Genomic DNA, 22719 nt, shown 5'->3' on the forward strand with positions numbered 1-22719 from the left:
AACAATAGCCCGCTTAAGGGCAGTACTGCCCGTGGGTGCGCCAGCTATTGTCGGAACCAATGGTCACCCACACAGGTCTTGAGCTGAGCAGGTCTACCGACCTAAAGGCCGGTATCGAATGAATCGATCCGCAGACCACTTCTACACGCGCGGGTGTCGGCACACCGACTGGCCCAGCAATCTCAGGGAGATGTATTGAACATGCAACGCAGGATCTCAAATCGCGCACGACCTCTGGTTTTCACTGTAGTGCTCTGGTTGTGTGGGGTCGCCGTACTGTTTTTGATCAAGGCCGCCGTCGAAGCCGTCCAAGGGCCTATCAGCAAGACCTGGGTCGACTTGACGCTGGTACTCGCCGCGTACCTGTTCTTTTTCTTGCTCGATCCACTGCAACAGTGGACGGCCAATCGCCTGCGCAAACGCGCCCGCCGCAAAAGCCGTTACGAACAAGCCTCATCCTGACGTTGTAACCCCTGTACTCCTGGAGCAACCCCGTGTCTGAACCTGGCGAAAACCATCAGCTGGCCCTGGATATCTTTTTGAACCAGCATCCCGAGTTGCGCGCCGAACTGGACACCCTCAACCCTCTGGCCGCCCAGGCCAAGCGCCAGACCATGGAGCAATACCGCCGCGAGCTTTTGCACGAAGCCTTCGAGGCCCAGGCAGAATCCCAGAACCTGTTTGCGTGGGAGCTGACACTGCAACTGATCAGCCAGTCGCCACAGGAGTTCGCCGCCAGGCGCCTGGAGGTGCACAGGGAAGTCGCTCAAATGGCGGGCCTGGAGTGGGGTGAGTACTGTCAGTTGCATGGCCTGGCTGAGCACTCCTCTTAACGAGCACGGGCGGCGAACCAGCGGCCCACCACCGAGTGTTCACACTGCATGGCTGCCTGCAACTCGTCGGTGGTGATGGTTCGATGCTGCGGGTTGCTACTGAGCGCAACCCTCAACGCTGGCCAGCAACGCCGTGGCAGTTGCCGGGGAGGCTCCCGCCGCCCTCCTTGTGCACTACGCCCGCCCAGCGCCAAGTCGTACAACAGGCACGCGGTTGCATAGAGCTCCGTGCTGGCCGACAGCAGCGCGCCGTCCAACAGTTCGGGGGCCGCGTAGGCCGGTGTCCAGGCGCTGAAGCGCCGGGGATTCAAAGCCGCCAGCTCCGTCAACGGCGCAGCCGTGGCTTGGGCCAGGCCAAAGTCAAACAGACGCAGCCCGTCATCCACCAACATGACATTGCTGGGCTTCACATCGCCGTGCAGCACACCTTGTCGATGGACATGACCCAGCGCATCCAGTAGCCCAGTTGCAATAGGCCGCAATTGCTGCCAGGGCAGCCCGCGCGGACAGTCGAGCAACAATTGGTCCAGAGTCATGCCACTCATCAACTCCATGGTAAAGAACGCCACCCCAGCGACCGTGTCCACGTCAAACGCAAACACCCGCACCACGTGCTCATGTCGCAGGTAGCGGGTCAGGGAAAACTCGCTGTAGAGCAGCAGGTGCGCGTCCTGTGACTGGGCAAGGTTTTCACCGAGGACCTTGAGCGCCACCCGGGGCCTCGGTTCGCCGAATTCCTCATGGAGCAAGTCACGGGCCCGGTACACGGTGCCCATGCCACCCACCCCGAGCACCCGTTCCAGGCGATAGCGACCGGCAAGTAACTTCGGCATAGAAGCTCTGGCGCCGGGCGGAGCGCTGGACTGGGGTTGTTTTGCGATCATGGTTTTATAACCACCGCCGTCAGATTATCCCGCGCTTCACCGCGCAGGACCCCATCAAACAAACGATCCAGCATTGACTCAGGGGTTGCCAGGCTCAACGCCTGACCCAGTTCGGCATGGCTCAGCGCCTGGTACAGGCCGTCACTGCACAGCAGGAATACATCTCCTGGGTTATGGGTCAGCTCCAACACCTCCAGCGCCACCGGCTCATCGGCTCCGATCGCGCGGGTCAAGGCATTCGCGGCCGGATGGGCGCGGGCCTGTGCAGGGCTCAACTGCTGCTCGACAATCAGTTGCTCCTGTAGCGAGTGGTCGCGGGACAACTGGTACAACGTGCGTTCGCGCCACAGATAACAGCGGCTGTCCCCGGCCCAGATGCAGACGGCACGATCCCCCTCCAGCAACAGGACCACCACCGTACTGCCCATGGTGCAATCCACATTCGAGCTGGTTACGGTGATCTCCTGGCGCAAGCGCCGGTCAAGCCATTGCAGGCAAAGGCAGACCCTCTTGATCCGCGCATCGAGGCCGCCGCCGCTGGGCAGCGAAGCCAGGCTATCGACCACCCACTGGCTGGCGACATCCCCCGCGCGGTGGCCACCCATGCCGTCGGCCACCGCCCAACAGCCCATCTGCGGGTGTTGAAGAAATGCATCCTCGTTACGCGGCCTGACCTTGCCACGATCTGTGCGCCCTGCACTGCTACAGGCATCAAGCCGCGGGCTCACAGTTGCTCCGGTATGCGGAAGGTACGCCACGTCGCCATTTCAAACGGGTTCGGCGTGCGCTGGCTGGTCAGCAGGTAATTGGCGCGCAGGCCGCCGATATCGGCCTTGAGCAACCGCGCATCACGTCCATTCGACGGCTCGCCTTGCAGCACATCGAACAGGCGGAACAGGGACCATGGCCCGGTGTTTTTTTCGATACCCATTGGCCGCTGCGCCATGCCTTCCAGTACCAGGCTGCTGCGACCGTCCTCGACGGTGGTTGGCCACTGGAACAGCATCGGCACGATCGGCCCGTGGCGGTACTCCATCTGTTGGTCACCGAATCGCAGGGTCGCCCGGCTGACCGTGGGATCCAGGCTGTAGGGCGCCAACGTAAAGCGCACCCCGGGTTCACTCGGGTCATCGGCAAAGAATGCCTGGCGGATAGTGCGCGCCTTTGCCAGTTGCTCCAGCAACGCCCGTGACATCGGCAGGCTACGGCCATCCAGGCTGCGCAACCGATAGCGATGGCCATCGCCAATCACAAAAGGCCGCAGATCTTCATCCAGGAACCGCGCCATCAACCCTTGGGGTTTGAAAAACTCGCGAAAATCATTGAGCGCAACGTCGCTACTGGCATGGGCACTGAACGGGTAGCGCTGTTTGATCGCAGAAGAATAGAACCCATACACCTCGCTCTGATAACGCCGATTGAGGTGACGATAAGCATCGTCGAGCACCAGGCGCCAACTGTCGTCGGCCATGGCGGCCAGCCAACCGTGGAGGGCGGCGGGCAGGCGCTCCGTGGCATTGCGCAGGTTGCCCAAAGCATCCTGTTGCCCCTGCATGCGCCGCTTGACCATCTCAAAGGCCGCCCGCTCAGGCTGGCTTTCCCGACCAAGGGCGGCCAGCTGCGCCTGCAGTTGGTTGAGGGTTTGCAGCATCTGGGACAACGCAGGCCCTGGGTTGTCCTGCTCATCGAGCAAGTGATGCAGGGCTTCAAAGCGCCGCTGCAGTGCGCGCTGTGCGTTGTCGGGCGCACGTTGCGCAACACTGTCCAAGACGTTCTGGGCCAGTGGCGAGCCCGGCTGGAGCGCTTCCAGGCGCTCGACCGGGCTTGCAAAGCGGGTGTTTTCCCTGACTTGCTGCAGTAACTGCACTAATGGCGAACGCGCGGACGTCAGGCTCGCCAACTGCCCGGCAACCTGTCGGGTGCTATCGCTTTGCTGCAAGCGCACCTGGGCCAGTGCGGCGCCCCAGGCCTGGGCGTAGTCGCTGAAATAGTGCTGTTCCAGCTCGACCATCAGTTGGCGCAAGCCCGTTGCACTCAGTTGCGTGCCCTCTCCCAGTACCCAGTTGTCGCGCACGATGGTATCGACCATCCGGGTGCCCTGTACCGCAAAGAACTGACGGTAGCCATGCTGGGTGAAGAAGCCTGGGATCGGCTGGTCAATGCCGGCGAATACCTGCTCATGCGGGTCCAGATGCTGGGTGAAACGGTAGGGTTCAAGTTCCGCCCCCTGTTCGCGCAGCAGGCGGTAGACCACGCCCGCCAGGGGTTGCACCTTCAAGACCTGACGGGCATGGGCGACCAGTGTTTCGTCGAGCGGTCGCACAAAGGGCTGTTCGAGCAATTGCGCGAAATGTGCGTTCAACCGCGCCTGCAGCCCAGGGTCCGCCGGGTAGTGCCCCGACCACAGCCCGGCGACTCGATCCATCAACCAGGGTTTGTCGCGGTGCTCGGGCAGGTTGAGCATCAGGTACGCCCGCAGGCTGACAAGCAGTTGCTGACGGTCGTGCACACTGTTGCGTACCTGCTCCTCCAACATCTCGCTGACCCGTGCCAGCAGGTGTTGCAGCAGAGCCTGCTGGTACGCCGTGTCCAGTACCGGGCGGCTCATGCTGCCCTGGAACAGCCCCGCGAACTGCCACCAACCCGCGCCTCTCGGCGCAGCAAAGACCTGGGTGGCTGCCAATCGACTGTCCAGTAACGCAACCATCGCCAAAACCGGGTCTTCTGCCGCCTGCCCAGGCACGGGCGGCCGCGCCAACTCGCGCAGTTGCTCCAGCCGTTGATGGTTCTGCGAATAACTGTACATCCACAACGAACCCATGCCTCCAAGCATCAGGAACGCGGCCAGCGCCAAGCCTCTTTGGCGGCGACGGATGTGCACCCGCTCCCGCTGGTCCAGGCCTGCCAGGTCGACGTCACCGAACACCACCCGCTTGAACAGGCCCTGAATAAACCGTGGACGGCTGTGTGCAGCGTTGCCGGAACTGGTCAAGTAGACACCGCGCAATGCGTTGACGCGCTGGTAACGGTGAGCAGAAAACGCCAGTTCGATAAACAGACACAGCCGCTCACCGATCTGCGCCACCTGCCGGGGAAAGTCCAACATCCGGCCCCGGCGCTCGCCATTGCGCTCCAGATGCAGGCGCTGGATCAGTTCCGCGCTCAAGCGCTGCAGCAAGGTTTCAAAGGCCTGGCGTACTTCGGCAATATCGGTCCCGGTCTTGCCGGACAAGATGGGCTCGCCCCATAGGTCATCATTGGCATGCCCTTGCGTGTGCTCGAAGAACTCGGCAAAGCCAGGCAAATGATCGGCCTGCGTCAGCACCAGATAGACCGGCAGCTCCACGTGCAAGGTCTGTTGTAAATCGTGAAGGCGACTGTTGAATTGGCGCGCAGCGACGCTCAGTTCCTGCTCGCTGCCATTGAGCAAGCTATCGACTGATAGCGTCAGCAGCACGCCACTGAGCGGACGCGCACGACGGCGGGCCTTCAGCAGGTTTAACAGGGTCGCCCAGCCACCGCTATCAACGTCCGCATCGGTGTGTGTCAGATAGCGCGCCGGGGTTTCGATCAATACCCCTTGCTCGGCAAAATACCACTCGCAATGACGCACTGCACCCTCTGCGTGCGGGGCGCCGGAGCCAACGCGATCCAGCGGCTGTTGCAGCCCACCGGCCTGCAACAGCCGGGTCTTGCCACTGGCAATGCATCCCATCACCAGGTACCAGGGCAATTCGTTGCGCCAGCGCTTACCGCGCTTGCCATAGCGTCGCGACATCTTTAGGGCCTGCAGCGCCTCCGTGAAACGGCCGCGAACGTTGTTGTGCTCGTGCTCCACAAGTCCCTTGCGCTGTTTGGAATTCACCTGGCCCGGGCCGGCATCATCTGCAAAGGGTTGCACGGCGTCGCGCCGATTGACGAAAACCATCGTCAGGCCCCAGGCCAGGAACAATCCACTGATGGTCAGCAGGCGCGAAGTCGCGCCAAGCCAGAAACGCCGGTCATCCACCGCCAGCAGCGGCCCGATCCACCACACCACACACGCCAGCAACAACACCAGCAGCAGGCTCCAGACCCAGGTCAGCCCCAGGGCAGCGGCCAGCTTTTTGAATAGACTTTTCATTGATTGCTCCCTGCGTTACAGCAGTGTCCGGGTGATGTCGGTGGTACTCGGCAGATAGGGCCGCAACACGCTCTCGCGCTGCTCTCCAAGCACCCAGGCGAACCCCGAATACAGGATGGCCAGGCCCATCGCGACGGCGAGCCAAACCCAGGTTGCAGAAACAATACGTATCGCCTGCCGGGGAGCAGCGCTGGACGACGGCCCGGCGCCGGTGGCCTGGGGCGTGTCACCGCGCACATGGATGATCTGTCGGTACAAGGCGTCACGAATGCCGTCCAATTGCAGCAGCCCACGTTCCAAGACCCGGTACTTGCCCTCAAAGCCCAGCGCCAGGCACAGGTACATCAGCTCCAGCATCGCCAGGTGCTTGATCGGGTCCCTGGACAGTCGCTCAAGCAGTTCGAAGAATTTTTCGCCGCCAAAGGTTTCGTTGTGGAAACGGCTCAACAGGCTTGTTTGTGACCAGTCGCTCTGGCTACCCCATGCCGTGGTGACCACTGCCTCGTCTATTACGCTGCACAACACATAACGCGCCGCCATGATCTGGCTGTCGAGGATTGCCTCGTGCCGGGCCTGGTTTTCAAAGTGCGTAATACCCGCAGACAAACGTTCATTGAGTGCGCGCAGGCCTTCACGGGCCGGGCTGCCCTTGAGTCGAACCACCTCCGACAACAGGTCCCAGGCCAACGTCACCAGAGGGTTGAGGCCAAGCCTGAAGTGCTGGGCGCCGTGCAAATGAGCGGCATAGATCATTCGGTCCTCAAGCTGCTCAAAGCGCGGTGGCGCCTCGAAATCCGTCATGGCGCCCTGCGCCGGACCGACACCCTGACGGTCCAGCAGGATCGTTCTGTCGTCCTGCGGGTATGCGTTTTCTGTGGTCATGGGTTCAGTTCCTGATAGCCCAGAATTTCAATTCAAGATCGACAAACTCACCACTCACATGGAAGGCGAACCCACCTGAATGCTCCAACTGCTCCAGGTCACGGGCGCTGAGTTCGAGCATGAAATAGGTTTTCTCGGCATGGAGCGGGATCTGCCGTGGTGCCACAGGCATCGGCTTGACCTGAATCCCCGCCAGGTGCAGGTTGACCAACTCGCGTATCCGCTCCACAGGCCCGACTTTCAGGTGCGCCGGCAGCCGCTGGCGCAACACCTCAGAATCGCAGTGCGCGCTGACCGCCAGAATGAAGGTCGCCGAACCCAGCAGGTTCAGGCCGTTGACCGGGCACACCAGCACGCCGTATTGGCGCGACTGCAGCACCAGTTCAATGGCATGTTGCTCCAGCACCATCGACAGGACCGAGCGAATCGCGGCCATCAATTCACGAAAGCTCGGCCCCTGGTCGCTATGTCGGTAACGCCCTTCAAAACAGGCGCGTTTTGTCGTGCTGGAAAATGTCGAAAGCTCCCCCAGCAGCCCAAGCAGGGTTTGATACAGCACATCGGGGCCCACACGGGCCTGGTCCAGGCAATGTCGCAGGGTCAACTCCATTCGGTTGATCAACTGCAACATCAAGAAGTCCCCCATTTCGGCCCCCGCCGCCTGGCCCGCGTCCTGCAAGCGCTCGGCAATCGCATCAGCGCGAAACGCCAACAGGCTGACCACCTCCTTGAGGCACGACAGCAAAAATGGCGAATCATGCAGGTGCATGAACGTCGGGGAGAATGCGCTATCGAGCTGCACAACGCCTTGGGCGTCGCAATCCAGGACTTGTGCGACTTTGAGTCTGACGTAGGTCTGGACGTCGTGATCATCGCCCAGCACCAAGCGAAAATCCGCGCGTGCGCAGGTGATGGCGCAGCGCGTGTCTTCCCCGGCATTGGCGTCTCCTACCTCCACTTCGTAGCTGCTATAACGGGCCAATACGTCAGTCTGCGCCGGGTGACGAACCTCGACCGCATGGCCGGCGAGCATGGGCAGGGCCAGGTACAGCGCCTGGCTGGCGCTGTTGGCTGGAATTTCCATCACCAGCGGCGCGGCGATCTCAAACAACGTCCCGTCAGGCAATACCCCACTGGCCTGATTGACGACCACCTTGCCCATATAGAGGTATTGCGGGTCGATTTCCAATGTCAAGAACCCCCAGGCATAGCCCGGGGACAATTGGCTGCGGCGCGCCAGTTGCTGATGGTAATAGCGGTCGTTGTGCTGCAGGTGTTGAGGGCGCAGCAACATGCCTTCCTGCCAGATCACTTTATCAATCAGCATGTCAGCCACCTGCCTTGGCGGGCGGCACATCCGTCGCGTGCACACCCGTTTCGTCGAGTACCAGATCGACACGGGTCCGTGACTCGACGGCCAACGGCACGACATGACGCCATCGCACCTGGGGCAAATCACGGTAGGCGGCCAACACCCCGATATAGCGACTGCCCGGCGTTGCACTGAGCTTGAGCGCCACCTGTTCACCGGGGCGCAGTTCCCACTCTTCGCTGCTGACCAGGTCCTTGGGCAAGGTATTTTCGACACGCCCATACAGGCTGAAAAAGTCCGCGTTCTCGAAGGCCACGGGGTTTCTGAGTTCCAGCAGGCGCACCACGATCGGTGAAGGTCGGCCATGCAGATCCGGGTTGACCAGATCACTGGCGGCCAGCGTCAGATCGAGCTTGGTCAGCGTCGAATAGGGAGACAGATTGCTGCAGCCGGGCAACAGCCCCAACACAGCGAGTAGCAGAACAGAGGTGGTGCGTGACATGCAGATCATCCAGAACAGGTGCTATGAAGGGTGGAAACCAGGCGTACCTGTTCCGTGTAGGCGTTGGCAAAGTCCTCGCTGAGTAAGCGCTCAGTCCAACCGTCTTCCTCGACCAGGCGTTGGTAATGAACCAGATAAGCCCGCCAATAGGCGCCACTGCTGGGGATCCACGGCGTGTTGCCCTGCTTTTGGAAACAGGCCAGCAGTTGCCCTGGCGCAAACGCTGCCAGAGCGCCGCGCATTGCCGCGCGACAGCCAGCGAGCACCGCGACCTGATGAACCTGCAAATCGCGATAGGCCTGGGTAATCATCTGTTCGGCGGGCAACTGCCCCTGGCGATCGGCCACCAACATGGCCTCCAGTGCTTGGGCGCCACACATCAACGGACGCTCGGCGCTGGTTGGCGCACGACCGAGTGCGGTGTTCAATTCACTTGTCAGCTCTTGATGGGTGTGCAGGTTCTGTTGCAGCCCTTCGATTGCCTGCCTGAGCAAGCCAGCTGCCTTGACTGCCAATGCTTGTCGCCCAGGCTCGTCGAGAGGCTCCAGGCACACACCCAGCGCCTCGGAAAAATCCCTCCAGAACCGCTCATGCGTATCGACTGCCGGAACATACCCAGCGGCTGGCGCGCACGTCGCAGCAGGCTCGACCAGGGTCGGCACAATCACATGGTGACGCTCCACAGTGCTGGTATCCGTCCAGTTCGGCGCCACACTCGGCGGGGCCGGGTCATTCATGGCACGCACGGAATCCAGCTGCAGGAACGCGTCATCCGGAATCAGGTTATCGCCAGGGCTCGTACCACCCGAGCGCTCCACCAGCTGCGCGCGAATTTCAAACGGGCCCATGCGAAATACAGTGCCAGGGGTGATAGGCCGAGCCTGGCCTTTGCGCAAACGCACGGCGCTGCCCCCCAGGCAAATGCCATTGCTGCTGATGTCAGTCAGAAAATACTGACCGTCGCGAAAGCTGACCAAGGCATGATGGCTGGACAACTGGCGACTGTGGTCGGCAATGACCCAATCGCAATCGGCGCCACGGCCAATCACTCCTCCGGCGCCATCAAAGACTTTATTGCGGGCGCCGCCGGGTATGCCAGGCCCATGGCTACATAGTTCAAATACCAACTGCATAGAAGGTCTCCTGGCTTACTGCCCACGCTGGTGGGACCGTGGATCACCCAGCGGCCGGTAGTCATCGTCGTCAAACACGTAATTTGCCGTGCACCCACTTAGCGCCAACATCAGCAGACCAAGCAGCAATACCTGCCCTCGAGAAACAACCATCAAGGCTCTCCCATTGAATTGAATTCGATTGAGCGGAACATTCAGCACCCTTCCTTGACGTCACCAAAGGGGATATTCAGCCGCGCCAGGCGGTACAACAGGGTGCGCCGGGCAACCCCCAGCTCGCGGGCGGTACGGGTACGATTGCCGCGATTCTTGTGCAGGCAATCAATCAGCAAGCCCCGTTCGACGCGCTCAAGGCGTTGGCGCAGCGTTGCGTCGGTGGCCTGTGCGGGTGACGCCAGTGGCAGCATGAGATGTTGCGGCAGGATTACCCCCTCGTCGCACATCAACACGGCACGTTCCACCAGGCATTTAAGTTCACGCACGTTGCCGGGGAAGCTGTGGCAGGAAAGCTGGTCCAGCGCCTGGTTTGACCAGGACACCGGCGATCGCCCCTGGGTGGCGCAGGCTTTACCTGCGAAGTGCCGGGCCAACTCTCGTATATCGCCTTCACGTTGGCGCAACGCCGGCAGCTCGATCGGAAACTGGGCGAGACGATAGTAGAGATCCTCACGAAAACTGCCCTGGGCCACCATCGCGCGAAGGTCACGGTGGGTGGCGGCAACGATGCGCACATCCACTTTATGGGCGGTGCTGGCACCCAGCGGGCGGATTTCCCCCTCCTGTAATACCCGCAGCAATTTGGCTTGCAGTGACAGGGGCATATCGCCGATTTCATCGAGCAGCAACGTACCGCCGTCGGCAGCATCGAACAGCCCAGGACGGTCACGGTCAGCACCCGTAAAGGCACCTTTGCGATAGCCAAACAGTTCGCTTTCGAGCAACCCCTCCGGGAATGCCGCGCAGTTTTGTACGACAAACGCCTTGGATCGGCGCGGGCCCATGGCATGGATCGCCCTGGCGACCACCTCCTTGCCCGTACCGGTCTCACCGCGCAGGAGCACGGTGTAGGTGCTGTCCAGCACCTTGCCGATCAAGCGACAGGTATCATCCATCGCTGCGCTGTTGCCAATCAGGCCAAGGCCTGCGGGACGCACTGCGCTACCGAGCGCCTGATGGGCCGCCGCTGGCCGACCGGGCTCCTGTAGCAGCGCCCGCTGGCGCAACGCAAAAACCCCCAACTGCCCCAGTGGCGTGGCATACGGCTGCAGGTCCAGGGCGCGCTCCGTGACGCATAGCAGCATGCCCCTCACCGGTAGGTGGTGATGGATGAGTGGGACGCACAACAGCGACTGCCATGGCACCAGGCCTGAAGGAATGAAAGCGGTGTCATACATGCTGTCTTGCAGGCCGCAGAGGCTCAGGGGACGCTTATGTTCCAGGGCGAACCGCAGCAATTGCTGGCCCTGCTGATCCACTTCTGCGCCTGCACCGATTTCCCACGGCCCTGCTTGCGGCCTATGTTCGGCCGCCAGGAACAAGCCGTGACCCGCCTCATCTGACAGGTACACCTGGCTGAGCGAGCACTGGCTCAACTGCGCGGCGGCATGGGCAAGGTTGCCAGGCATACTTGCCCTATCGCTATCGAGGCCCAGGCGCATGAGCCACTGCACCAGTTGTTCGGCAACGTCCGGTGCCTGTAACAATGGGGTATCCCTCATCACGCAAACTCACAGGTGATGTGATCGTCGCCGTCCAGCATGGCGTGGGCGCGCTGCACATGCTCATCCCTGGCCATCGCTTCAAGCAGGCGATCGACTATCAGGGGCAATAGATGGCTATCGATCCATTGATCGACATACCGCGCGCCACTGTCGTTGCGGGTACAGCGCTCTGCCAGGTAATCGACCAATCGCGGGCAATAGCTGAATGCGAGGTGCCGCTGCAGCAGACGTTGGCCCAGGCACTGCAACTTGCTTTGTACCAACTCCCGTAGCACCGCACCGCTCAGTGGGTAGTACGGCACGACACGCATGCGGGCCAGCAGTGCCGGCCTGAAATGCTGATTGAGCAGCGGCGCAAGGGCGTCCTGTAATACTTGTGCGCTGGGACGCTGCGTAGCGCCGCACAGGTCGATGGTGCAGTCGCTGCCAAGGTTGGAGGTCATCAGAATCAGCGTGTTGCGAAAGTCGATCTCGCGCCCCTCGCCATCATTGGCCCGCCCTTTGTCAAAGATCTGGTAGAACAGGTTCATGACACCCAGGTGTGCTTTCTCGACCTCATCGAGCAGCACCACCGAATAGGGCTTTTGCCTGACGGCTTCGGTCAGCACACCGCCCTCGCCATAACCGACATACCCGGGCGGAGCGCCAATCAGGCGCGACAGCGAATGCTTCTCTTGGTACTCGGACATGTTGATGGTGGTCAGGAACCGTTCGCCGCCATACAACAGGTCGGCCAAGGCCAGTGCCGTCTGCGTCTTGCCAACCCCACTGGGGCCGACCAGCAGAAACACGCCCACGGGTGCATCGGCACGGTTGATGCCCGCCGCAACCGCACGCATCGAACGGTCCAGCATCTGTACCGCCTGTTCCTGGCCGAGAATGCGCGTACGCAGATCGGTAGCGAAGTCGAGCACCTTGACGCTGTGTTCGCAAGCCACTTGGCTGAGTGGAATCCCGGTCCAGGCACTGATCACTTGCGCCACCAGCCGCGGGCATACTTCGAAACTCACCAGGCGCTGTCGCGATTGCTCGGCCAGCAAGCTGCCGTGGGCTTCGCACAGTTGCTGCTCAAGCACCTCGATGGCCTGGCCTGCCTGCCTGGCTTGATTCAGTTGCATGCGCAGGGCCAGCACCCGCTCGGCCATCTCGCGCTGATGCGTCCAGGCCTGCGTGAGCTGCTCATGTTCGCAACCGGCGGCGTCCAGGCGCGCAGCCAGGACCTGCAGCGCACCTGGATCAATGGGCAACCCGGCATCCCTGTCGCGGCAAAGCGCCTGGTACTCGCCAGTACTTTGCGCCAATTGGGTAGCCACGGCCTGCAACGCCGGTGGGGCTGTGACGAGGCTGATGCGCACGCGGGCGCAGGCGGTATCGAGCACATCCACGGCTTTGTCGGGCAACTGGCGCCCGGCCAGGTAGCGTGCCGATAACTGCGCGGCGGCAACCACGGCGTCATCGCGCACGTACACGCCGTGACTGGCTTCATACACCGAAGTGAGACCGCGCAGGATCGTCACTGCCTCATCGACACTCGGCTCGTGTACATGCACCGGCTGAAAGCGCCGGGCCAGTGCCGGATCCTTTTCGAAGTACTTCTTGTACTCCGACCAGGTGGTGGCAGCGATGGTACGCAGCTCGCCACGAGCCAGCGCTGGCTTGAGCAGGTTCGCCGCATCGCCGCTGCCCGCCGAGCCACCGGCACCAATCAAGGTGTGTGCCTCGTCAATGAACAGGATCACCGGCACCAACGCGGCATTGACCTCCTCGATAACGCCCTTGAGCCGCCGTTCGAACTCGCCCTTGATGCTGGCGCCCGCCTGCAACAGCCCCATATCGAGGATCAGCAGGCGCGTTTCCTTGAGCGCCGGAGGCACCTGTCCCTGGGCAATCTGCCTGGCCAGCCCCTCGACCAGCGCGGTCTTGCCGACACCGGCCTCCCCCACAATGATCGGGTTATTCTTGCGCCGGCGTGCCAGGATATCGATCAACTGCGCGATCTCTGCGTCCCGGCACAACACCGGGTCGACCCGCCCTTCACGGGCCTGCTGGGTCAGGTCATGGGTGAAACGCTGCAACAGTGATTCATGCTGGGCACAAGCGGGCGTACGGGAAGCTTCGGCATGGTCGCTCAAGGCAAACTCAAGCAGGCGCTGCGCATCGAGGCGGGCCAACAACACCTGATAGCGGCTGCCTGCGTGATGCAGTGGGTTACGCAACAAGGCAAGGATCAAGGCCGCGTCACTGACATTCGATTGCGCCAACTCCAACTGGGCAACGACCAGCGCTTGCTGCAGCCATTGCACCAGCAGCGGTGCGAACACCGGGTTGCGCGTAGTCCCCTGCCCCATCCTGGGCTGCAGTGTCGCTTGCAGTTCGCCCAGTTCAACGCCAGCGTCTTGCAGAGCACGCGCCAGCAGCCCTTGTGGGCGCTCCAGCAGCGCCAGCAAGACATCCTCCACCAGGACTTCGGCGCCCCCACGGGCCACACAGCGTGCGGCGGCGTACTCCAGGTCATGGCGAGTCTGAGGCGCCAGCACACGAATCAATTGCTGCAAATCCACATTCATCATATTCATCCGTCGCTCCCGAGTTGACTGGCCAGAATGAGCACGCCATCCGCGCGCGCCTGCCCCATCCAACTGGTCCATCCTAGCCGGCACACATTGCGTTGGCCTATGTGCAGCGCCCGCACCTCGCCGGGACGCAGGGCCAGGCGCAGGTCGAAGTCCAGAGGGTCGCGGACGGCGAAACGAACCAGCGCGCACAGCGGCGAGTAGCTTGCGCCGCCAGGTAAAAAGTCATGAAAACGCTGCCAGTCGAGGTCCTGCAGATGCACCCTGAACTTGCCGGCACGATCCACAACCTGCCGCCCAAGGACCAGGTCCTGCCCCAGGCGACTGTTCGCTTGCGCCAATTGGTTGCATTGCCTGGGGGCAATCACCACCTTGCGCTTGACGCATTGCTCGATCATCAGCTGCGAGTGTTTGAAGTAGTAACGCAGCACCGTTTCGATAAGCGCCGCCGAATGGGCGCGCATACCCAGCAAACCCAGGTAGGGCAGCAAGCGATTCCAATCCAGTTGTGTCGCACTGCGTATGGCCCGGCCGCCCAGGCCTATCAGGGCAAACATCTGCTCGGAAAACGAGTCGCTGGCCCCCGCTCGAAAGCACACCCGGTAGCGGTACTTGCGCCACAGAGGCAGCATCAGCCGATGCAAACGGTGGTGAAACACGTCGAGGAAATCCGCGACAGGATTACCGCCCGCGCGCTCGCTCAATGCGTGTTCGGCATAGAATGCCGGCAGTGGCGAGTTTGCCCCCACCAGCCCCAATACGTTGAGGCGCATGCGTGCCCGTAGTTGCCCGCGCTCGACAAAAAATGTCACTCGGTCAATGTCGTTGCCGGGAAACCCCAGCCCCGGATTGGCCTGGAACTCCAGGTGCTCATAAAGCGCCTCATCGTCAAGGCAGGGGTGGGCATCGCGTATACGCTCAATGACCTGCGAGATCGCCTGGAACAGCGAATACTCGCGAATGGTCCGGGATAATTCGGTTAAAGCAGGGCTTGCTGGCCCATCCGGGATGGCCATAGATACACCTCTCCTTGTGTGCTGGTAACACGCAGTTCGTGATACGAGTTAAGGCTCGCGTACAGTGCAAAAAACTCGTTGAGGACTGAAGCGAATACAAACAAATCGCCCTCTCCGAGAAAGTGCTGGAGATCGACGATCAGGTCGATTGCCACCCCCCGAATCGGCAAGCCACGATGCAACCGGTCGATGGGGCGCTGGCTTATGGAGCGCAATCCACCCAACCGACGGATGCTGACTTTTTCGGCCTGGCGATCGTGGTAGCGCGGCAAGTCATAGGTTTCGAGCACCACTTTCAGCGCATTGATATCGCTCAGGGACAGGTAATTGAGCGACATGTTGCTGATCAGCTTCCACAGAAAACCGCTGTCCAGCGGAGGCGCGATGCCAGGGGTGGCGACCGTGATATTGCGAAAGGACAGGAACTCGGGTGTTTGTTCGCAGGCTTGGTTGATGTCACCGATCCGCAATTTGCGCGGCAAATCATGGTTGGTACAGGTCAGTTCAACGGACAGGGTTTCCTGCTCCTGGGACTGACGAATGCCAAAGCTCAGGTAAGTATCCAGGCCGGTGTGTTGCACCGAGGGCCGCTGGCGAATGCTGTAGCTCGCCGTCTGCTGATCGTGCTCGAACGACTCGAACGGCACATAGGTCTGGTAGCCCAGGCCACCCGGACGCCATCCCGTGACTTGGTCTACGGAGAACACCCCGCAGTGGCCTGGTGCGTAGTCAGTTCCCTGCAGCAGGTACTCGTCCTGCTTGCCATCCAGTCGGATCGGTACCCCATCGTGTTTGAACAGGTTGACCACCGGCGTGCAAAACAGCTTCACGTTGTCCACTGTCGGGAGCACCTGCTCGGGATTGCGCTGACGCAGCTTGAAGCGCAACTCCAAACCCCGAGCCTGCTTGAGCAGGTCATCCGGCAAGCTTTGCAGCACATCCAGGCCATTGACGTCGACAAACAGGTACTTGTCAGGAAACGCGAAATACTCCTGTAGGTGCCGATACCCGGTGAAGGCATTCGGCGGATAGGGCAGCAGCGCCTCATCTTGGGAAAAACCGGCGGGCCGAACGCCAGAAGCCGGTAATGGTAGCGACAGGACCTGACCGTCGCGCCCCTGCAGGGGTTTGCGCTCACCATCGAGCAGCAGCAGCTCAATGCCCTGCAGGTGACGCAGCAGGCTCACGTAAAGCATCTGGCTGACATAGCGCTCCCCGGCAAGATGCAAGCACAGGTGTTCAAGTGCCAGTTCGCCCATATACCCTTCGGCGGTCATCTCCAGGCGCAGGCTCAGCAAGGCCCCCTTGCCTTGCGCGGAGTAATCCAGCGCTGTGAGTTCAAGTGGCAGCACCTGCGTTGCATAACACGTACGGAAACGGCAGCGCTCCCCCTCGATCGCCACGCTTTCCACCGGTGTATCGCGCTCGACCGTAATGCCGGGCCCTGCGCGCAACAGCGGCGCAAACTGCAACATGCTGAACGCGGGTATTGGTCGCATGTAGTTGGGCCACAACAGGTGCATCAACGAATGGCTGAGCTCCGGCAACTGATCATCGAGTTTCTGTCGCAGGCGGCCCGTCAGGAATGCAAAGCCCTCAAGCAAACGCTCTACATCCGGGTCCCGGCCTCTGTCCCCGAGGAATGGGGCAAGCGCCGGGTTGCGTTCGCAGAAGCGCCGCCCCAATTGCCGCAAGGCATTGAGTTCACTTTGGTAATAGCGGTTAAAGGACACCTGGGGCGACCTCAACGCGTCCACTGCCCGCCAGGCTTGCGCTAAACACCACGTCCTGCATGACCCCGTCGATATTCAGCGCGCCCTGGATATCAAAGGCCAGCACCAACGGATCGCGACCCTGGGGTAATGCGACGACCCGGACATTGCTCAGGCGCGGCTCGTAGGCCGCGATGAAGCGTTCGATCAGAAAACGTGCCTGGCTCAGGGATTCGTGCAGGCTCAGGCGCATATCATTCAGGTCCGGCAAACCGTAGTCAGGCAGCGTCTGCACACTGCCTGCCCGGGTGCTGAGCATGTTGCCCAAGTGGATGGCCACCGATGCCGCAACGCAGGCGCGTGGCGTGCGCCCCGCCAACGCAGGCGCAGTACCGGCAAGGCGCTCAAGGAGACCGCTGTACTGACTCATCTCAAGTTCCCGGCTCATTCTTTATCGAGCTTGCCAACCAGGAACAGGGTGAAATCCGCCCCCATGTATTTGAAGTGCGGGCGTACGCTGAGGTTGATGCGATACCAGCCTGGCTCGCCGTCAACATCACTGACAACAATCCGCGCCGCCCGCAATGGACGTCGCCCCCGAACCTCGGCGCTGGGGTTTTCCTGGTCCGCGACGTACTGGCGAATCCACTTGTTGAGTTCCAACTCCAGGTCGGTACGTTCCTTCCACGAACCCAACTGCTCGCGCTGCAGCACTTTCAAATAGTGCGCCAGGCGGTTGACGATCATCATGTACGGCAGCTGGGTGCCGAGCCTGTAGTTCAACTCGGCCGCCTTTCCCTCGGCGCTGATCCCGAAACGCTTGGGCTTCTGCACGGAACTGGCGGAAAAGAATGCGGCGTTGTCGCTGCCCTTGCGCATCGTCAGGGCGATGAAACCCTCCTGGGCCAATTCATATTCGCGACGGTCGGAAACCAGCACTTCGGTGGGGATCTTGGTTTCGATTTCGCCCATGCTCTGGAAATGATGCAGCGGCAGGTCTTCCACCGTGCCCCCGCTTTGTGGGCCGATGATGTTGGGGCACCAGCGGAAACGGGCAAAGCTGTCAGTCAAGCGCGTGGCGAAGGCATAGGCGGTATTGCCCCAGAGATAATGCTCGTGGCTGCTGACGACATGTTCGTTATAGGCGAAGGTCTTGACCGGAGAGTCCACCGGGTCGTAGGGCGTTCGCAGGAGAAAACGTGGCACCGTCAAGGCGACGTAACGGGCATCCTCGCTCTGGCGGAAGCTCTGCCACTTGGCAAATTGTGGCCCTTCGAAGTGGTCCTGCAGGTCCTTCAGGTCTGGCAGGCCGGTAAAGCTCTCCAGGCCGAAAAAGCCAGGCCCGGCGGCGGCTATGAATGGCGCATGGGCCATGCAAGCGACGCTGGAAACATACTGCATCAGCTTGACGTCGGGCGCGCTGGGTGAAAGGAAGTAGTTGGCGATGATCGCGCCCACGGGTTGACCACCGAACTGACCGTATTCGGCGCTGTAGGTGTGTTTGTAGAGCCCCGACTGAACGACCTCCGGTGAGTCTTCGAAATCATCCAGCAGGTCTTGGCGCGAGACGTTCAGCAACTCGATCTTGATGTTTTCGCGAAAGTCAGTGCGATCCACCAGCAACTGCAAGCCCCGCCAGGCCGATTCCAGTGCCTGGAATTCGGGGTGGTGGAGGATTTCGTCCATTTGCCGGCTGAGCTTGGTGTCGATCTCGGCAATCATCCGGTCCACCAGTTGCTTCTTGACTGGCTCCCCGCGGTTCTGTGGCTTGATCAATTCCTCGATAAACGCGGCGACGCCGCGCCTGGCGATGTCGTAGGTTTCATCATCGGCGGTCAGGCGGGTCTGGGCGATGATGTCGTCGAGAATGCTGTATCCGGTATCCAGGGGTGCCGCATAGGCGTTAGGGCTGGAGGTCATGCTATCAGTGTCCTTTTTACTGAGTGGGTCATGCGGCAGGGCTGTTCAGCCCCAGTTCGGCCAGCACCCGCGCGCGGGCCTGGTCATCGGCCAGCGCACTTTCTATGGCCTTGCGAAAACTCGGTGTATTGCCCAGGGGGCCTTTGAGCGCCACCAGCGCCTCACGCAGCGCCATCAGCTTGTGTAATTGCGGAACCTGCTCCACCAGTTGAGCCGGATTGAAATCCTTCATGGCGTTGATGCGCACCTGGATCGCCAACTCGTCGGCTTCATCCGTTTCCTGCAGCCGATTGGGAACACTCAACGTCAGCATCAAGGCTTGTTTGGCCAACACCTCGTCCAGGGTGTTCTTATCGATACCGATGGGCTTGCGGTCTTCAACCTTGCGCGTGTCTTCGCGCTGGGTGAAATCACCCACGACCAGCAGCTTCAAAGGCAGCTCTACTTCTTCCTGGGCACCGCCTATGGCCGGTTTGAACGTGATATTGATACGTTCCTTGGGGGCGACCGAACCTTCTTTGGCCATGTTGTTTCTCCTTTGCTTGATGACGGGAAAACCTATTCGAGTACCGCTTCCAGATCGACCTGGCACAGCTTGCGATGGACATCCTCCCTGCGCTCGCGCAGGCCATGGCCCTGGGGCAATACGTCGTAACAGGCGTACAACAGTTGCAATACCTCAAGGGTCAGGTCGGGCTCCCAGCGATATAGGCCGGCGTGCTGTAACTCCTGCTCGAGCTGCTCAAGCTGGATCCTGGCCAAGTCGTGCTTGGCACCTTGGATACACAACCGAGCCAGGCCAAGGCGCCAGTAACACCGCGCCCGATCACCCCGCGCCGCCTGCATGGCACTTTTGTAGGCCCGGACCGCAACTTTCAGCCCCTCCTTGCGCAGCAGCGGAGCAACCACCTGCAAGGCCTCCTCCCATGGCGCCGGACCGGCGCCGCCAGTGTTCCGGACCGGCACCCGTGCTTGCAGGTGGCGGCTGACCTGGGTGTCGATCCATCCGCGGGTGGCGGCATCGGCAAAGGGCGCTCCATCGTGGAAGCGCAACTGGGCGAGCCCGGGTAATCGTTGTAGCAACAGGGCGAACTGAATCTCTGTCTCGACCATTGCCAATTCGGCCTGCTGCGCTTGCAGGCACTCCCAGACCATGCGCACACCGTCAAACCAAAAAGGCGCACTCGCCAGGCTGGCTTCAAGCTCCAGCAGCAGGTCGGCGTAATGCCCTTGGGCAAATCGCTCCTGGTAGCGCTTGAGCTTGTCGGGCACCAGCCCGCGCAAGGGCGTTATCTGATCGCTGTTGCTATCGGGAAGACCGGTGATGCCCAGCCATGCCAGCGTGCGGTTGAGGCGCAAGGCCCGCAGGTCGGTGGCGTTCTGGCGCAGCCACCAGGCACACAGGGGGCGAGCGTTGTCTTGCAGTGCGCGCAGGAGCTTGTGTACGTCTTTTTCGTTGTTCACCACAGGCTCAGGCGCCAGCAGTTGAGTCGCCGCCTGCTTGACCTGGGCAACCACCGCGCTCACCCCGGACTGTGGCGCAGCGCTCTCCTGGGCTCGTTGCAGCTTGTCCGCGAGATGCCTGCGGGCTGCCAGCAGCAACGGAGCGTCGTCCCCCAGGTGCCCAACCCATAGCTCGTCAAGACACGCCAAATGCCCAGCCATGCACTGGAACAGGGAGCGTTGCTCTCTGAGGGCAACGCTCTGCGCCAGTACCGGCTCGATGCGCTGCATCAACCAGCCAAAGGCCGCGATGCGAGTCCGCTGCTTGATGGGATGTACCGTCGCCCAGTGGTGTTCACAGAGGTAGCGCAACATGCCAAGCCCAGCCAACAGGCCAGGAAAGGACTCACACCGATACAGGGCCCACGTCAGCCAGGCAACGACCCGCAAATCCTTGGACTCGTGACGCAACAACGCCTCGCTTTTGTCCATGACCTGCTGCCAGTCGGGCTGGTTGTTGCCATGGATCAACCGGGCCTTGTCCAACTCGCTTTCCAGCGCTTCGTACGCTGGCGAATAACGGACGTCCGGCCCTGCAAAACAGGCAATGGAGATCGGTGAGCGGGCAACTTCCAAGTAATGCGCAGAAAGTTTGTCTGAGTAAACCATGATGGGCTGCACTGTGCTGATCAATGCTGAATTAAAGTATGGCAAACAGCTATTAAGCGCCGAAGACATACTTGCTGAATTCCATTTTCACGCTGGGACAAGTGCAAACAATAGCAGCCAGATTTTATTGGACAAGCCACTAAGGCGTAGTTAAGTAGAATCCTACAAAGATAATAAAATCTCGCAATTTTGTAAGCGCACGCAATCGATGCTCCTGCCCCGCCAAGAGGTTTACAGCCTTAGCGAGCCTCATACAGCTTGCAGGGATGCGCAAAAAACTGCGCACTCTTTTCAATCAACTCACCTTGAAAGCAAACATTTACCTTTCAATATCGTGACGTGCCCAACAGTGCAAATATCTGCGCACTATTGCGCAAAGAAAACCAACTTATAAACCAGAAATCATACCGCCCACGCACCGTTACGCACCCTCCTCCAAGAAACGCCCTTATTTTATTAGGCCAACTATTATCCGGCACACTTCTTGTTAGCGAGTAGTAGCGCCCTGTGGCGCCAACTTATCTATCAGGCAAGGAAACCAATTATGCCAACACCCGCATACCTCTCGATCACCGGTACCAAGCAAGGTTTGATCACGGCAGGCACGTTCACCCAGGATTCGGTAGGCAATATCTATCAGGAAGGCCACGAGGACCAGATCCTGGTCGAGGCCTTCCAGCATCAGGTCATCATTCCCCGTGATCCGCAGTCGGGCCAACCCACCGGCCAGCGTGTACACAAGCCGCTGATGATCAGCAAGGTATTCGATAAATCTTCACCGTTGCTGTTCAGCGCACTGACGTCGGGGGAAATGGTCAAGTGCCGCCTGGAGTGGTATCGCACCTCCTCCGCCGGCACCCAGGAGCATTACTTCACCATCGAGCTGGAGGACGCGATCATCGTCGATATCCAGTCGCGGATGCCGAACTGCCAGGACCCGGGAAATGCACACTTCACCCACCTTGAAGATGTGCACTTTACCTACCGCAAAATCGTCTGGACCCATGAGGTCTCGGGCACGTCCGGCTCTGACGACTGGCGCAGCCCGGTAGCGGGTTGAACCCGGCCACAGGTGAGGCGGTAGCGCGACACGCGCGCCCGCCTCAGTAGGGCTTCAGACCATTGCCAGCGGATGCTTGCGTATCGGCGCACCGAATACTCGGTCGATAGCGTCAAGGTCATGTTCGTCGAGAACCAGCTTGGCCGCCGCGGCATTGAGGCGCACGTGTTCGGGGGTGACGGCCTTGGGGATGGCGATGACACCGGTCTGCCGCAAGACCCACGCCAGGGCAACCTGGGACGGTGTGACTTGATATCGACGGGCAATCTGCTTGAGGGTGGGGCTGGCCAACAGTTCCCCACCCTGGGCGATTGGGCAGTAGGCCATCAACGGCAGGTGATGCTGTTGCCACCAGGGCAACAGGTCGAATTCAATGCCGCGCTGTTCGATGTTGTAGAGCACCTGATTGGTGGCGCAGGCGGGTGATGCCAGCTCCTGGAGGTCTGAAACGTCGAAGTTGGAAACGCCCCAGCGCCCGATCTTGCCGGCCTCCCGCAGTCGTTCAAAGGCTTCAACCGTTTCGGCAAGCGGGTGTTGCCCACGCCAGTGGAGGAGATACAGATCGATATGATCGGTGCCCAAGCGTTTGAGGCTGGCCTCACAGGCACGGGGAACTCCCGCTTTGCTGGCGTTATGCGGGTAGACCTTGCTGACCAGGAATACCTGCTCCCGACGCCCTTGGATCGCCTGCCCGACCACTTCTTCAGCACCGCCTTCGCCGTACATCTCGGCGGTGTCGATCAGGGTCATGCCTTCGTCAATGCCCAATTGCAGCGCAGTCACTTGCGCTGTACGCCGTCCAGGGTCTTCACCCATACGCCAGGTGCCTTGGCCGATGACCGGGACTGGGGTACCCGCCAGATCGATGGTGCGCATGCCAACCTCCAGATAAGTGTGCGTTCCCCTAATGTGGCACTGGCCGGGCAATAGGGTTCA

The 22719-nt window shown here is 60.9% G+C and carries 20 protein-coding genes; 3 read left to right on the forward strand and 17 right to left on the reverse strand.

Features of this window, described 5'->3' with window-relative positions:
- Positions 1 to 201 precede the first annotated feature (201 nt).
- Positions 202 to 462 (forward strand): hypothetical protein, encoded by a 261-nt coding sequence (locus tag FIV38_RS08805; protein ID WP_092237081.1) that lies wholly within the window; start codon positions 202 to 204, stop codon positions 460 to 462.
- A 32-nt stretch (positions 463 to 494) separates the two neighbouring features.
- Positions 495 to 833, forward strand: coding sequence for a DUF6388 family protein (locus FIV38_RS08810; RefSeq protein ID WP_092237085.1), 339 nt, complete (start codon positions 495 to 497; stop codon positions 831 to 833).
- Here FIV38_RS08810 and FIV38_RS08815 read toward each other — a convergent pair.
- From FIV38_RS08815 to tssA, 16 genes are read right to left on the reverse strand one after another with little or no spacing between them, the layout of a single operon-like run.
- Positions 830 to 1717: a serine/threonine-protein kinase gene (locus FIV38_RS08815; protein WP_139273582.1), complete on the reverse strand. Its 888-nt coding sequence runs from the start codon at positions 1715 to 1717 to the stop codon at positions 830 to 832. The two genes, FIV38_RS08810 and FIV38_RS08815, sit on opposite strands and share 4 nt — an antisense overlap.
- Complete coding sequence (locus tag FIV38_RS08820) at positions 1714 to 2445, reverse strand: PP2C family protein-serine/threonine phosphatase (protein ID WP_235861054.1); 732 nt, start codon at positions 2443 to 2445, stop codon at positions 1714 to 1716. The genes FIV38_RS08815 and FIV38_RS08820 overlap by 4 nt, the downstream gene beginning before the upstream one ends.
- Positions 2442 to 5840, reverse strand: a complete 3399-nt coding sequence (tssM, locus tag FIV38_RS08825) for a type VI secretion system membrane subunit TssM (RefSeq protein WP_092237095.1) — start codon at positions 5838 to 5840, stop codon at positions 2442 to 2444. The genes FIV38_RS08820 and tssM overlap by 4 nt, the downstream gene beginning before the upstream one ends.
- A gap of 15 nt (positions 5841 to 5855) precedes the next feature.
- Positions 5856 to 6722 carry a type IVB secretion system protein IcmH/DotU gene (gene icmH / locus FIV38_RS08830; RefSeq protein WP_092237099.1) on the reverse strand — a complete coding sequence of 289 codons (867 nt, stop codon included), beginning with the start codon at positions 6720 to 6722 and terminating at the stop codon, positions 5856 to 5858.
- 4 nt (positions 6723 to 6726) lie between these two features.
- Positions 6727 to 8049, reverse strand: a complete 1323-nt coding sequence (tssK, locus tag FIV38_RS08835) for a type VI secretion system baseplate subunit TssK (protein WP_092237102.1) — start codon at positions 8047 to 8049, stop codon at positions 6727 to 6729.
- Between the two features lies 1 nt (position 8050).
- Positions 8051 to 8536 (reverse strand): type VI secretion system lipoprotein TssJ, encoded by a 486-nt coding sequence (gene tssJ / locus FIV38_RS08840; RefSeq protein WP_092237105.1) that lies wholly within the window; start codon positions 8534 to 8536, stop codon positions 8051 to 8053.
- A 5-nt stretch (positions 8537 to 8541) separates the two neighbouring features.
- Positions 8542 to 9669 (reverse strand): type VI secretion system-associated FHA domain protein TagH, encoded by a 1128-nt coding sequence (gene tagH, locus FIV38_RS08845; protein WP_092237108.1) that lies wholly within the window; start codon positions 9667 to 9669, stop codon positions 8542 to 8544.
- A gap of 15 nt (positions 9670 to 9684) precedes the next feature.
- Entirely contained in the window at positions 9685 to 9822 is a 138-nt protein-coding gene (locus FIV38_RS30300) for a type VI secretion protein TagU (RefSeq protein ID WP_092237111.1), read from the reverse strand.
- A 41-nt stretch (positions 9823 to 9863) separates the two neighbouring features.
- A complete protein-coding gene (locus FIV38_RS08855; RefSeq protein WP_092237114.1) occupies positions 9864 to 11387 on the reverse strand; it encodes a sigma-54 interaction domain-containing protein in 1524 nt (507 codons plus the stop codon).
- Complete coding sequence (gene tssH, locus FIV38_RS08860) at positions 11387 to 13960, reverse strand: type VI secretion system ATPase TssH (protein ID WP_092237487.1); 2574 nt, start codon at positions 13958 to 13960, stop codon at positions 11387 to 11389. Before tssH ends, FIV38_RS08855 begins: the two co-directional genes overlap by 1 nt.
- Positions 13961 to 13962: 2 nt before the next feature.
- Positions 13963 to 14979, reverse strand: a complete 1017-nt coding sequence (gene tssG, locus FIV38_RS08865; RefSeq protein WP_092237117.1) for a type VI secretion system baseplate subunit TssG — start codon at positions 14977 to 14979, stop codon at positions 13963 to 13965.
- A complete protein-coding gene (tssF, locus tag FIV38_RS08870; RefSeq protein ID WP_092237120.1) occupies positions 14943 to 16712 on the reverse strand; it encodes a type VI secretion system baseplate subunit TssF in 1770 nt (589 codons plus the stop codon). Before tssF ends, tssG begins: the two co-directional genes overlap by 37 nt.
- Complete coding sequence (gene tssE / locus FIV38_RS08875; RefSeq protein ID WP_092237123.1) at positions 16702 to 17121, reverse strand: type VI secretion system baseplate subunit TssE; 420 nt, start codon at positions 17119 to 17121, stop codon at positions 16702 to 16704. The genes tssF and tssE overlap by 11 nt, the downstream gene beginning before the upstream one ends.
- A 14-nt stretch (positions 17122 to 17135) precedes the next feature.
- The gene (gene tssC, locus FIV38_RS08880; RefSeq protein WP_029291196.1) at positions 17136 to 18611 is read right to left on the reverse strand and encodes a type VI secretion system contractile sheath large subunit; all 1476 of its coding nucleotides are present in this window, start codon (positions 18609 to 18611) and stop codon (positions 17136 to 17138) included.
- 28 nt (positions 18612 to 18639) lie between these two features.
- Positions 18640 to 19137, reverse strand: coding sequence for a type VI secretion system contractile sheath small subunit (gene tssB, locus FIV38_RS08885; protein ID WP_092237127.1), 498 nt, complete (start codon positions 19135 to 19137; stop codon positions 18640 to 18642).
- Positions 19138 to 19169: 32 nt separating this feature from the next.
- Complete coding sequence (tssA, locus tag FIV38_RS08890; protein ID WP_092237490.1) at positions 19170 to 20723, reverse strand: type VI secretion system protein TssA; 1554 nt, start codon at positions 20721 to 20723, stop codon at positions 19170 to 19172.
- Positions 20724 to 21267: 544 nt separating this feature from the next.
- On the opposite strand from tssA, the gene FIV38_RS08895 reads away from it, so the two are divergent.
- Positions 21268 to 21783 (forward strand): Hcp family type VI secretion system effector, encoded by a 516-nt coding sequence (locus FIV38_RS08895; protein ID WP_029291189.1) that lies wholly within the window; start codon positions 21268 to 21270, stop codon positions 21781 to 21783.
- A gap of 54 nt (positions 21784 to 21837) precedes the next feature.
- Here the strand turns inward: FIV38_RS08895 and FIV38_RS08900 are convergent, their stop codons facing one another.
- Entirely contained in the window at positions 21838 to 22659 is an 822-nt protein-coding gene (locus FIV38_RS08900) for an aldo/keto reductase (protein ID WP_092237130.1), read from the reverse strand.
- Between the last annotated feature and the right edge of the window lie 60 nt (positions 22660 to 22719).

The sequence above is a fragment of the Pseudomonas proteolytica genome (assembly GCF_007858275.1).
In the GTDB taxonomy this organism is placed as follows: Bacteria; Pseudomonadota; Gammaproteobacteria; order Pseudomonadales; family Pseudomonadaceae; genus Aquipseudomonas; species Aquipseudomonas proteolytica.